Origin of the sequence: Pseudomonas sp. MF6396, assembly GCF_002018915.1 — a bacterium.
GTDB lineage: Bacteria > Pseudomonadota > Gammaproteobacteria > Pseudomonadales > Pseudomonadaceae > Aquipseudomonas > Aquipseudomonas palmensis.
This window is the reverse complement of sequence record NZ_MVOK01000040.1, coordinates 14,320-28,460: the sequence shown is the minus strand read 5'-3', so window position 1 is coordinate 28,460 and position 14,141 is coordinate 14,320. Positions and strand designations below refer to the sequence as shown.

Here is a 14,141-nt window from a genome sequence, read left to right as displayed (position 1 = left end):
CCCCTGCTGCACCCAGACCAACCGAACCGCAAACCCCACCAGCAGCCCACCAAACACCCACTGCTGAACCTTCTGCGCCAGCGCGCGCTGCTCCAGTTGGCGCCCGACCCACCCGCCGGCCAGTGCATACACGCCATCGAACATCATCCCCATCACCACCAGCACCAGCCCCAGCAGCGCGAACTGCTCACCCACCGCCCCCTGTGCGGGGTGGATGAACTGCGGCAACAGCACCGAGCAGAACAGCAAGGCCTTGGGGTTGAGCAGGTTGGTCAGAAAGCCCTGCGCTATCGCCGCCCTCCACGTGCCACGTACCGCTGCACCCCCCGGGCCCTGCACTGCACCCGCCACGGGCCTGAACATCTTCACCCCCAGCCACAGCAGGTAGGCCGCCCCGGTGTACTTGACCACCTCGAACGTCCAGGGCAGTACCTTGAACAGCGTCGCCAGCCCGACGGCGGCCAGGGTCACGTGGCACGCCCGGGCAACCGCCAGCCCCAGCACGGTCGCCAGCGCCGCCCGCCGCCCCTGGCGCGCACCGGTCTGCAGCAGCAGGATCATGTCCGGGCCCGGCATCAGGTAGATCATCGTCAGGGCAGTCAGGTAGAGCAGTTTTTCGTCCATTTCAACGACCTCAGGCTGGGGCAACAGAGTGAAAATTCTATGCCGGAAGGTCGAGGCAGGTGCTTGCGTTATGCGCCCGCAACGGGGCTATTATTGGCAGGATGTACCAATTCGATACCTAGCCACAGGCCACTTATGCCAAACCACGACCCAACATACCCCAAGCTGGACGGTTACGACCAACGCATCCTTGGCGCACTGCAGCGCGACGGGCGCCTCACCAACGTGCAACTGGCCGAAGAGATCGGGCTGTCGGCTTCGCCGTGCCTGCGACGGGTGAGGCTGCTGGAAGAAGCCGGGGTGATCCGCGGCTACCATGCCAGCCTCGAAGCCGAGGCAGTCGGCCTGGGGTTGACGGTGTTCGTGGGGGTGAAGGTCGAGCGGCACCATGAGGTCGAAGCGGAAAACTTCCGCCTGGCCGTGCTGGCCCTGCCCGAGGTGGTCAGCGCCTTTCTGGTGTCGGGCGAGTCGGATTTCCTGTTGCATGTGGTGGTGCCGGATCTGCGCGGCTATGAGCGGTTCCTGACCGACACGCTGCTCAAGCTGCCGGGGATCCGGGATATCCGCAGCAACTTCGCAATCAAGACGATCAAGCCGCAGGGGGCGCTGCCGCTGGGGCACCTGGGGCGGTAAGCGGGTAGCAACGACCGGCCCACCCGCCCCGAACCGAACCTGGCAACCCTACAGCACCAGATTCCCGCGCTCCTCCTCCGTCAACCGCCCCCGCGCCTGCTCATCCAGCGCCCCGGCCCCCAGCACCTGCACCGGGCTCTGCGGGTTGTACTGCGGCCCCAGGCTCGCGCCCTCCTTGCCCGGCACCAGGCGCTCGGTACCAAACCCCAGCACCTGCACGGTGATCACCGACGGCTGACGCTGGCGGGCCGCGGCCTGCTGCTGGCGCACCGCATCTTCGGCGGCCTGGGTCGCCGACGACGCCGCCGCACTCGCCGACGAGATCGCGCCGGTGTTCACCGCCGCCACCACCGGCATGCCCTTGGCATCACCCTGCACCTGGATGTTGGCCGCGTTCACCACCTGCAACGCGGCAATGTTGACGTTGCCCGACACCCGGATGCCCGCCTCCCCCGCATCGATGGTGCCCAGCGGCGCAATCAGGTCGATGTCTCCCGGCGGCACTTCCACCACCGGCGCCAGGGTGGCGATACCCGCACCGGTACTCGGCACCGTGGGCGACAGGCTGCTGTTGCCCCAGGTGTCGTACAGCCGGCGCGGCGGGGTGTAGACCACCGTGGTCTTGGAACCACGCCCGGCGTTGATGTCGCCCTCGGCCGACCAGCCCAGAATCGACCCGCCAAAGGTGGTCATGATGCGGCTCTGCCCCAGCAGGATGCTGCCACGCGCGTACAGCTGGATATCGCCGTTGCCCTGGGTGATCACCCCGGCACCGGCCGGCGGCGCCTCGCCCTCCACGCCGAACACCTGCTGGCCACCGGGGGTGAGCATCTGGATCGCGCCCCCCACCTGGGTACGTACCCCGGCCCCGCCGAACATCAGGATGTCGCCGTCGTAGCGGATCGGGTTGCCGGCCACGTCCTGCTCGGGGAACAGCGCCGCGATCGCATTGCGCCCGCGCAGGTAGCTGCCCTGGCGCGGCCCACCCACGGTGTTGTACTCCAGGCCGCCGGCACGCAGCTCGGCAAAGTACACCTGGCGCGCAAACACCGCCTGCTCGGTCGCCGGCAGGCTGGCGAACCGCGCCCGCGCCTGGGCCGCATCGCCCTCGAAGGCGTAGCGCTCGGCCAGCCATTGACGCAACTCCTCGGCGTAGGTCTTGGCCACCTTGCCCGGCTGCGCCGCCAGGCTCTGGTTGCTGTCGGCAAGGTTGGCCGGGTTCAGGTACAGCTCGGCAAAGCGCGCATACCCTGGCCCCTGGGCGCCCACACCGGCCTGCAACACCAGGCTTGCGCCGGGGCGGTTGTCGCCGGTGACGATGGCGCCCAGGCTGGTGATGGCTGCACGGTCCTCCTGGCGCAGGTCACGCCCGGCACTGACGGTGAGCGTGCCGGGGCCTGCCACGTTCAGGCCACTGAACAGGATGTCGCGCCCAGCCACCACCTGCGAGTGATCGGTGGCGTGGTTGTGCACGAACAGGTTGCCGCTGGACAGCGCCAGCGCACCGACGATGTCCGACATCATCGCCGGCACGTAGGTGGTCTCGCCAAGGCCGGTACCGCTGTACACGATGTCGCGCCCCGCCATCATCCACACCGGTGCGGCGCCCTCGTACCAGACGGCCCCATTGCGCGCATTGCCGAAGTTCAGGACCTCGCCCGAGCGCACCCCCACCAGGTCGCCGCTCACGGCGTAGATGCGCGCCGGCTGCAATTGCCCGTAGGCATTGGCGGTGCTGGTGCTGCCAAAGGCGAACAGCGGGAAGCGACCCGCTTCCAGGTCTGCCGCAATCCCGTCTGGCCTCTGGTTGCTGACGCTGTGGCCGTTGTAGCTGCCGATGAAACCCGGGTTGAACGGCGTGGCCAGGGCCGACGGTGCGGCGCCGGACTGGTTGATCGCATAGCCACCGGCGTAGATCGAACCCTGCGCCACCAGCTGCAACTGGGCATTGGCCGAAGGTGCCAGCAGCAACGAGTAGCCACTCGCGCCCTGCAGCCGGTTCTTCTCCCGGTACTGCGCGGAGTTCCCGTAGTACAGGTTGCCGGAGGCCGCCACCGCACGCAGGATCGACGGGTAGACAAAGCGCCCGTCGGTGGGCGAGGTATCCAGGCCGGACAGCGCATCACCGCTGACCGGCTGGGTCAATTCGATCAGCTGGGTGCTGGGGGTCAGGTCACCGCCCGCCGAGAACAGGTCGATGGCGGTGTTGGCCGTCCACAGGCTGAACCAGCTGTTGCCGCCCCCCGCCGCCGTGCCGAACGGCGTGGTGTTGAGCGTGGGCACACGGCCCGGGTCGGCCGCCGCCCCCAGCACCAGGTCGCCCCGGGTGCTCAGTTGCACCGTGGCGTCGCCGGGCACCACCACCAGGCCGCCTTTGGCGCTGGCCAGGGTGGCCTGGAACGGGTCGTAGGCGCGGGTTTCGTGGCTGTCCTGCTGTATCCCGAGCGCGCCGTAGGCACGGTCGATACCGCCCACGGCCGCTGCCGACACCTGCAGGTTGCCGCGCAGGTTGACCAGGGTACCCTGCAGGTCATGGGCGGCCACGCCCAGTACATCGGCGTTGTCGCCACGCCCCAGGGCCGCCTGGGTCGGGTTGACGGCGCCGCCGACCTTCAGGTTCAGGTCGCCGCCACCGCCCAGCGTCAGGCTGCCATCGCGGCCCACGCGGCCGGTGCTGCCCACCGCCAGCTGCAGGGCCTGGGTACGTGCGCTGTCGTCCCACTGCGTGCGGTACTGGTCAGCGGTATTGCCGATCACATCGAGGGTGCCGGCCTGCCCGCCCACCGTGACATCGAGGTTGCCCCCGCCCAGGGTGCCGAAGCCGGTGAAGCCGGCCACCACACTGTTGCGCTGGTAGCGCACATAGGTGCCGAAGTTGATCCACCAGGCCGTGGGTATCTGCTCGTCTGCCGCCAGCGCGTTGCCACTGCCCTGGCGCCACAGCCAGTTGCCGACCTGTGCGGTGGGCAACTGGTAGGCCAGGCGGGTCAGGCTGCCATATTCGCGGCTGAGGGAGTTGCCCGTCAGGTTGCCCCCCACCATCAACAGCAGGTTGCCGCCCTGCTCCGGGTACCAGGCCTGGTACAGGCTCTGCGCGCCGCCATCGACCAACGCCTCGTAGCCGCCGAGAAACTCCGGCAGCACCTGCCCGTCATTGGCCTGCCCGCGTGCCAGTTGATAGGCGGCGGGCACCGGGGTCGCCGTACCGGCGGTGTACACGCCGAACAGCGTGGTCATGTCCAGGTTGCCGGCGGCGATCAGGTCCAGGTCACCGGTACCGGTACGCAGCACGCTGTAACGCGAGGCGCCGCCGGGCACCGTGTCGTGCTCGGTGTTGCCTGGCGCGGTCATCACGCACCAGGTGGGGAACTCATCGCACAGGGTGGGGTAGCCAATTGCATCGAAGTCGATCAGATCGCCCGGCCTGGCATCTGCGCCAAACCCGTCGATGCCTTCCTGGGTCCAGGCCAGGCCACCGCCGGCGGCCGGTGCCCGGGCGCACCAGGTAGGGAACTCGTCGCACAGGGTGGGGTAGCCGATGGCGTCGAAATCGATCAGGTCACCGGGCCTGGCGTCCACGCCAAAGCCGTCGATGCCTTCCTGGGTCCACACCAGGCCGCCGCCGGCAGCCGGTGCCCGGGCGCACCAGGTGGGGAACTCGTCGCACAGCGTGGGGTAGCCGATGGCATCGAAGTCGATCGGGTCGCCGGGCCTGGCGTCCACACCAAAACCGTCGATGCCTTCCTGGGTCCACACCCAGCCGGCACTGGCGCCTACCGCCAGCATGCCCACGTGGTGGTCGGCCAGGCGCAGGCGCCCGCTGGCGTTCGGGTCGGCCAGGCGCGGGTCGGCCGCCGTGGTATCGGCACCGGCCACCACACGCAGGTTCCACGACTGCGAACCGGCCGGCAGCATGCTGGCAACCGCCCAGTTGGTGCCCTTGCCCTCGCTGCGCAGCGCCACCGAGCCCACGCCCCCCAGCTTGATATCGGTGCGCGGCGGAATGATCGCGCCGCGTTGCAGCACCAGGTTGCCCGCCAGCAGCACCAGGTCATCGGCGCCACCGTTCAGCAGGTGGCCCGGATCGGACGGCAGTGCCACGCCTTTTGGCCAGGTCATGGCCGTGACGGGCGTGTTGACCACCAGCCGCGTGCCGGCGCCCAGTTGCATGCCGGCCTCCAGGCGCAGCGGGGCCTCCAGGCCGGTGCCCGCCGCCAGTGCCTGGCTGCCGTCGGCGTTGTAGAGCGCCGCCGAGAGCACGGTGCCAGCCGGCAGCTCGATCGCGGCCGAAAGGGTTGCACGCACTGGCAGCACAGCGCCCGAGGCCAGCACGCGCGCCTGTATCGGCAGGTCATAGTTGAGCACCTGGCCGGCCAGAAAACCGGTGCCCTCGTGCAGCTCGACCCCGCCGTTGGGCACCACCACCTGGGCACCATAGGCCAGGCGCCCTTCCAGCAGCACCCAGCCGCCGTCGTCCTGGGTCTCGGGTGGCGGCGCGAAGCCGTCGTTGATGCTGCCCAGCACCTCCACGTCGCCACCGGCACGCAGGCTCAGGCTGCCGGCCTCGCCCGAGCCGTACACCGCGCCGGTCTTGTGCACGTTGGGGTTGAGGCTGGCATAGCGGTAGCGCGACAGGTCGAGGTCGCCGCTGACCACCAGGTCGCCGTCGGTGATCACTTCAAGCCCCGGGCGCAGGTGGAACTGCTGGGCGTAACCCTTGACCAGGCCGGCGAGCTTGCCGTTGACCAGCGCCGTGTTGGTCAGGGCGCTGTCGATGAACTGCACGCTTTGCACGTGGCGTGCGTCGAGGTAGGCCTGGTCGATCTGGACATAGGGCTTGCCGCTGACATGCGGGTCGACGCCCTGCGGGGCCGCATGATCGCGCGCCATGGCGAACAGGTCGATGCGCTGCGCACCAAGAATCGACAGCGCCTGCGAGGCGTCGATGGCGATGTCGCCATGGGTCGGGTCGTCGGCCCGCAGCCGCGGCGCATACAGCGCCAGGGTGCCGCGCTCGCGGCCATCGTGCTGGCCGGCGGCGCCGCCGCGGGGTGCGTCGGTGCCATGGCGCAGGTCGATACGCACGCCACGCGCCAGGGTCAGTTTCCCGGCACCGGCATTCAGCTCCACCGTGGCCCGGTTGGGGCTGTCGATGATCTTGCCGTAGCTGTCCACGCGCAGCACGCTGCCATGTGCATCGAGCACCGCGCCCTGGGCCAGGGTCAGGCCATTGCCGGCGGCCAGGCGAATGCTGCCGACACGCTCGCCGCTGGCATCGATCAGGCCGTTGACACGCAGATGGCCGTTGTCCAGCGACACCTGCACCTGGTTGGCGCGCACCCCGTTGCCGATCTGCAGGTCGCCCTGCTTGAACTGGAAGCGCCGGCTGCCGTGCACGCCGCCGTCGTTCAGGCGCTGGTTGAGCGTGGCGAAGGCACTGCTCAGGTCACCGGCCAGCCCCTGGGCACGCAGGGTGAAACCCGCACCCGCGTAGGGCACCTGGGTGCCCCCGGCATCGTAGTGGCCGGAGCTTGCGCCCTGGAGGCGGCCTTGCAGGTCGACCTGGCCGGCACTGGCGTCCAGCGCCACCACCTTCAGGCTGCCGGCCTGGTTGTGTTCGGCGTGCAGGTCGATGATCGAGCCGGCCGCCTGGTGGATGTTGCCGTGCTGGCTGCGCAGGATCACGTCGCCGCCCCAGCTGTACTTGTCCAGGTCGTTGAGGCTGACCTTGCGCCCGGCCAGGTCCAGTTGCGCCGCCTGGCCCAGGCGCAGGTCGCCCTGGCTGTCGAGGGTCAGCTTGCCGCTGGGCAGTGCCACGCGGGTGTCGAGGTCGATGCGCTGCGCGCTGAACGACCATTCGGCGCCCAGCGCCCCGGCCTTGAGCTGCGCGTCGGCGGTGCTCGGCGCCGCCCCCGCGAGCATCTGCAGGGCACCGCCGACGCGCACCTGGTTGACCGAACCGGCTTCACCGGTCACCAGCGGGGTGCGCACCAGCAGGTTGCCGCCGCTGTAGCGGTAGCCTTCGCCGGTCACATACTCGCCGCGTGACTGATACACCGACAGGCTGCCGCGGTGGTTGGCAGTCAGGCGTTCGCTGGCCAGCAGCGCCACGTCGCTGAAGCCCAGCGCCAGGCGCTCGAACGCCGGCTGGCTGCTGCTCTGCGCCTGCGGGCCATACCCCAGTTCGATGCGCCGGGCTTCGATCTGCAGCCGCCCGCTGCCGGTGCCGGCACCGTTGCCGAGCAGGGCCGGCGTGGCCTGGGTGGCGCCACTCCAGATCAGGTTGCCGGTACGAATGCTGGCCACGTCAGTGGCCGCGCCATGCCCGTAGATCGCCGGGGTGCCCAGCACCAGGTTGCTCAGGCGCGACTTGCCGGTCGACGGGTCGAGGGTGTCGAGCGCGGTGGTGCCGAAGAAGTTGAGGCTGTCCTGCACGGTCAGCGTCAAGGTTTCCAGGGCTGGCGCGCCACGGCGGGTATCGCCCTGCAGCAGGCGGTCGAGCACCTGCTGGTTGAGGGTCAGGCCGCTGGGCAGGTAGCCCGCCGCAGCGGCAGCGGCCAGGCTTTGCGCACTGCCGACGTTGATCGCGCCCACCGCCAGGGTCAGGTTGCGGGTGCCGAAGCGCACCTGGTCGTCGAGGCTGAAGCGGTTGTTGGTGGCGGCGGCAATGGTGCCTTCGGAATACAGCTCGGTCTGGCCGCTGCACCGCGTCAGGCAGCCGCCGATCAGGATGCTGCCCGGCCCGGTGATCGTCCCGCTGGGCGCTTGCGGCGCCAGCACGTCGACCCAGCCATTGGACACGATCAGCAGGCTGCTGTTGTGCGGGTTGTAGAGGTAGCCGTCGCGGCTGTCGTAGGCGGGTGCGCCCTGCCCGAGCGTATCGATGCTCGCGCCTTGCTCTATGTTGATGGCGCCGGCGATGCGCCCGGTAACCATCAGCACTTCGGCGGCCTTCAGGTGTGCGCCACCCTTGAGCACGATGCTGGTGCCCCTGGCATCACCGAACAGCAGCTGGTTGCCACCCTGCCCGTACACCCGCTGCCCGGCATGGCCGATGCGCAGGCTGCTGGCACCCAGGGCGTTGAGCTGCGACGCGGCAATGGCGGTTTCGCCGGCACCCGGTGTGGCGGGCGCGTTGTCGCCGTGGATCACCAGGGTGTCGCCGAACAGCACCGTGGCGATGCTGCCGTGGCCCTTGTCCGCCGGTTTGTTCAACAGCACGCCCTGCATGCTGAAGCCGGGCCGCGTGGTGTCGTTATGGCCCAGGTCCAGGGTCAGGCCCTTGGCATCGATGGGCAGCGCGGCACGCGGGATACCCAGGCGTGCGGCATCGTTGAGCAGGAACTGGCTGAAACTGGTTTCGTTGTACTGCGAGTACCGGCGCAAGGTGTCGGCACCGGTCAGTATCAGGTGCTGCGACAGGGCATCGCCCAGCCCGCTGCCGGCGATCGAGCGCTTGCCGGTCAGGCCCCACGAGCCATTGCGCAGCGCCGTGGCACCTGCCTGCGGCGCGCCGACGCTGGCCTGGCCGTTGACCTCGACACGGTAGGCCCCCGGCAACAGCGCATAACTGGCCGGCAGCAAGGTGTAGGTGCCGGCGGGCAGGCCTGGGATCCCGGCGTCCAGGGTGATCTGCTGGCCCACCAACGGCATCGAACCCGATGGCTCGCCCGCCACCGCTTCAGGCGCCACGCTGGCCTGCACACCGGGCACGATGGCGTACACCGGGTTGTTCGCCAGGCCCGGCAGGCTGAAGCTGCCATCGGGGTTGTTGCGCACCAGCGGGTGATAGCGGGCATCGGTGGAGCCGCCGCGCCCGGAGATGAAGCCGGCGCCGCGCACATCGCCACCGCCGGACAGGTCGATTACCGCACCGGGTTGGACCGCGATGCTGCCACCGCCCAGGGTCACGTTGAGCCAGCCGTTGGGCAGGCTCTGGCCCAGCACCGTGCTGTTCAGCGACTGGCCGGCGAAGTTGTACACCAGGCCATCTACCGTGCCGCCATAAGGCATCACCAGGCCGGCGGCACTGACCGAAGTCAGGCTGCCAGGGCGCAGGGTCACTTCGCGGGTGCTGGCGGTGCCCAGTACCAGGGCGCCGAGGGGCGCGCGCAGCACGCCCTGCTGGTCGATGGTGTCGGCCTGTATCGACAGCGCGCCAAACAGCGAATAGGGCTGGGCAGGCGTGGCCGCGCTGCTGCGCGCAATCTTCACATGCTCGGCCTTGATCACTGCCACGGCATTGGTGCCAGGGTAGATCTGCGCCGCGCTCAGGGTCAGCGTGCCCGGCGCCACCAGCCGCGTGTCGTTACCGCCCAGTGTCTTGAGCAGGCGCAGATCGCCGCTGCTGTTCAGGCTGACCTGATGGAAGCCGCGTCGATCGATGCTCAGCGCTTCACTCACCCCCGTGCCGAACTTCAGGGTATTGCGTACGTCGATCAGCGCCGCATCCACCTGCAGCATGGCCTGATCGGCTTGCGACGAAAGCGCGATACCGATTTGATTGTTGGTGAGGCCCGGCCCGGCCGGCGGCAGGCTGGTGTACCCGGCCAGACGCACATGCGCAGCCGACAGGCGCACCCGGGTATCGGCGCGAGCCCCTTCGGCCAGCCCCAGTGCGCCGGCATACAGGTGCAGGCTGCGCGCCGGTTGCAGCGTCACGTCGTCGGTAAAGCTGATCACGCCGCGGCTGAACAGCGTCAGTGCATCGAACCCGCCCCGCGCCACCTGGGCCACGCTGAGGTGGCCATGGCCATGTTCCAGCTTACCGGCCTGGTTGGCGAAGGCTTCCCCGCGCGGGCTGATACGCAGCTCGCGCTGGCGGATGGCCTCGGCATAGGCCGGGGTGATCGGGTAGGTACCGCTCTCCAGCGCAAGGGTCAGGCTGCCGCCCGCCACGCCAGCGCCACCCGCCGCTGCACGCAACTCGCCGTCCACGTACAGGCCATTGATCGAACTCAGGCTGATGCTACCGCCCTGGCTGGCCAGCCGAGTCGCGCCAACCCCGGGAACATCGACGCTCATCTGGCTGCCGGACGCATCCAGTACAGCGCCACGCTCGACCACCACGAACAGGTCGGGGGCCAGCGCGCCACCCAGGTTGGGGTCGAAGGTGCTGCCGATGACGATACTGCCGCCCTGGCGCAGTTCGCCATAGCGCTCGCCACGCGCGTCCACGGCGGTGACGGGACGGGCCGATACGTCGAGCAGCGCCCCGGCGCCGACCCGGATCGCCCGTTGATGCGGCTCGAACCGTACCGCACTGGTCAAGGCCTCCTGCACAACAGTGTCAGCCAGGGTGATCTGCCCGCCGTGTGCCCCCAGGCTGCCGTCAACCTGCAGGCCACCGGGGCTGCGCAACGTGATGGACTGCCCGTCATCGACCTGGATACGGCTGCCGCTGGCTACCTGCAGCCAGCGTGACGCCACCTGCTGGGCCGACTGGTCCAACTCGCTGCCCGCCTGCAGCAGCAGGCTGGCACCGGCGCGCTGGGTCAGGACGCCCTTGGCCGCGTTCTCCAGGTACTGCGGTGGCGTCCACAGCTCCAGCGCCTCGGCCGCCGAACGGGCATCGCCACGCAGGCGATACACCGGCCGCGTCACCTGCACCTGGCTGTCGGCCGCCACCTCCAGGCGCTGGTTGCCCACCACCTCGTAGCGGGCAAAGCCCTTGGCGAAGAAATCGCTACCCAGGTTCAGGCTGGCCGCCGGGGTGTCGGCGCCGATGCTCACGGTGTCGCCGCGCAGGGCCAGCGTGCCGGCACCCGTGGTGCCGTACCCGCGCAGCTCGCCGCCCAGCAGCAACTGCCCACCGGCCCCGCCCGAGGTCAGGCTGGCCAGGCTCAGGTCGCCACCGGCACCTCCGCGCCAGTTGCCGTCGGGGGTGCGCGCCGCGCCGCTTTCCACACTCAGCACACTGCCCTGGCCCAGGCGAATGTCGCCGGTGCCACGCAGGGCCAGCGAACCGCCGTCCAGCCAGGCCGACAGGTCGGCGGGCTGCGCATTGACGCCGTCCTGGCGCCGGCCGCTGGCCTCCACGCGAACCCCGTCGGCCACCTCGATACGCGCGGCCAGGCCGGCATTGCCGACCCGCAGGCTGTCCGAGCCGCGTTGCAGGTTGCCCAGCAGCAGGTCGCCGCCGTGGCTGACCAGGTCGGCGTTTATCTGCACCTGTGGCGCCAGCAGGCTCAGGCCGGCGCCGTCGGCCAGGTTCAGCGCCTGCTCCAGGCGGATGCTCTCATACGCGGCCACCTGCAGGCCGCCAAGCTCGCGCAGGCGCTCGGCCTCCAGGCGCAGGACGCCTTCGCGCTCGGCCTCGACCGGGGCGTCGAGGGTCAGTGAGCCGCCCTGCACCTGCGAGCCGATCACCACCTGGTGCAGGTTGCCCGCGCCGGCGTTGAGCACGCTGCCCGTGGCGGTGGGCCGGTAGTCGCCAACGATCAGCTGTGCGCCGCGGGCCTGGCTCAGCTGGCTTTGCCGGTAGCCGTCGAGGCCGGCCTGCGGGGCCTGCAGCTGGTGGTCGCCCTTGAAGGTTTCGCCCAGGATGTCACCGCCCAGCTGCGCATTGGCGGTGCCGACCACCAGCCGCCCGGCATCGCGGCCAACGGTGTAGCCGTTCTCCAGGCGCTCGCGCGGGGCGATCAGCGGGCTGTAGAAGTAGCGGGTCTGGCCCCAGCGTGCGCTGTGCTGCTCGTAGCCCTTGTACACGCCCTGGTACAGCACGTCGCCAGGGGCACGCGAGAGGTTGTACAGGCGCCCGTCGGCGCCCTTGAGCCAGGTTTGCTTGAGGTAGCCGGTGGCCACGTCCAGCGTGCCGCCCGAGAGGTTGACCAGCGAGCCGGCCTGGGTCACCAGGTCGCCCCCGGTGAAGCTCACCGTGCCGCCCTGGGCCAGCCACTCGCCCAGACCGTGGCTGCGCGTGCCGAGGTAGCCGCCCACTTCCAGCAGGCCGCCGGCGGTGTACCAGCGCTCACCCTCGTAGCCGTTGGTGCCGGCGGCCACGTGCACCAGCTCGCGGATGTCGACCCACACATCGGTGCTGTTGAGCGCGCCGCTGTCGCGGTTGCCCGCCGCGTCGCGCTGCTCGTTGCCCTGGATGTTGACCTTGATGCTGTTGCTGTCCATGGCCAGCTTGACCCCGACCGCGCCCGCCACGTCCAGCACCGCGCCGTCGCGCAGCAGGCTGCGCTGGCCGGCACTCACCGCCACCTGGCCGCCGGTGGCCAGGGTCAGCGAGCCGCCCTGGAAGTCCACCGTGCCGCCACTGACGATCTCCACCCGCGACAGGCTGCGGTCATCGGCCACCGCGCTGAGGTTGTCGAACGCGCCGTTGCGCTGGTTGACCTGCCCGCCCAGGTCCTTGCGCACCGCCTCGCGCTGGCTGTCCAGTGCGCTGCCGGGGTTGGCGTCGATGACGATGGCAGTGGTGCTGCCGGCGGCCAGGGTCACGTTGCCGGTGCGGTCGCTGGCCGCGTTGAGCAGGTGGATGGTGCCGCGGTTGTCGATCGAGCTGGTGGCCACGGCCACGCCCTGCTGGCGCACCTGATGCCCGGTCAGGGTGATGTCGCCCTGGCTGGCCTGGATCAGCCCGCTGTTGCGCACCGTGCCGGCCGTGCTGCCGGCCTTCAGCGTGGTGGCCACCTCGTTGCCGCGGGTGGTGGAGTACGGGTTGCCCGCCGTGCCGACGCCCTTGCGGATGTAGAAGGTATCGCCCGCCGCCAGGGTCGCCTGGCCCTTGGCGTTGATCAACTGGCCGGCGTTCTCCACCTCATGGCCCAGCAGCAGGGTGTAGCCACCGCCCTGGGTGGAGCTGGCCGGGGCGTGGGTCTGGATCAACGCGCCGCGCTCGACCATGACCTTGCCGGCGGCATCGGTGAAGGTCGGCTGGCTGCCCAGGCTGTCCACGTACAGGCCGCGCTCGGTGAACTGCTGGTCGCTGATGGTGGCGGCGGCCGCCGTCAGGTTGCGCACGTTGATCTGGCTGCTGCCGCTGAACACGATGCCGTTGCGGTTGACGATCATCAGCGTACCGTCGGCCTTGATCGTGCCCTGGATCTGGCTGGGCGCGACGCTGTTGCCGACGCGGTTGAGCAGTGCCCAGTTGGCGTCCTGCTGAAAGGTCAGCTGGGTGTCGCGGCCGACGTTGAAGGTTTCCCAGTTGAGAATCGCCTTGTCGGCGGTCTGCTTGATCGTCACCTGGGTGGTGCCGCCCTTCTGCGTCTGTACCGGAGCCTCGGCGTTGGTGAACAACGGCTTGCCATTGGCATCGAGCAGCGGGTTCAGGCCATTGCCGCCCAGGCCGTTGTGGATGCTCGAGGGCGCCGCCAGCGCGGCGGCGCGGCCGGCCGCCTGGGCAGCCTGTTGCGCGGCGATGGCGGCCACGGTGTTGTTGAGGTTTTGCAGCGAACGCTGCAACTGGGCATTGGCACGCTGCTGCTGGGCCAGCGGCGGTGGCAGCCCCGGCAACTGCACCGCACCGCCCTGCCCGCCCGTACCGCCGGCCTGCGGCGCGCTGCCCTTGGCCGCGAACCAGGCCGAACTGAACGCTGCAGGCGCCGCCTGCACGCTGCCGGCCAGGGCCAGCAGCGCAATCACCTGGGCCAGCGGCTTGAGCCGCAGCAGGGGCATATCGGCCTGACGGTGGGTACGGCGGGAGGGCGAAGCAGCAGTGCCAAGGCGCATTGCAATCAATCCTTTTCTGGTCCATCGCGGTAATGGGGTGCCACACGCCGGTGCGGCCGGTGACCTATGACATAGGCGGTTGCACGGGCGGCAGACCGAACCTTTGTCACGCAAAGTTCATGTGATCGGTGGCGTTCTGAAACGCAAAAGCCGGTAACGGCGCGAGCCGTTACCGACGGGGTGCAGCGACAGGCGTCGGCGCG

3 protein-coding genes are annotated in these 14,141 nt (G+C 69.7%); 1 reads left to right on the top strand and 2 read right to left on the bottom strand.

Annotated elements, in window-relative coordinates:
- A partial coding sequence (locus MF6396_RS26320; RefSeq protein WP_078481895.1) for a LysE family translocator occupies positions 1–624 on the bottom strand: 624 nt, incomplete at its 3' end.
- Between the two features lie 135 nt (positions 625–759).
- On the opposite strand from MF6396_RS26320, the gene MF6396_RS26315 reads away from it, so the two are divergent.
- Positions 760–1,257, top strand: coding sequence for an Lrp/AsnC family transcriptional regulator (locus tag MF6396_RS26315; RefSeq protein WP_058541157.1), 498 nt, complete (start codon positions 760–762; stop codon positions 1,255–1,257).
- A 48-nt stretch (positions 1,258–1,305) separates the two neighbouring features.
- Here the strand turns inward: MF6396_RS26315 and MF6396_RS26310 are convergent, their stop codons facing one another.
- A complete protein-coding gene (locus MF6396_RS26310; protein WP_078481894.1) occupies positions 1,306–13,938 on the bottom strand; it encodes a filamentous hemagglutinin family protein in 12,633 nt (4,210 codons plus the stop codon).
- Between the last annotated feature and the right edge of the window lie 203 nt (positions 13,939–14,141).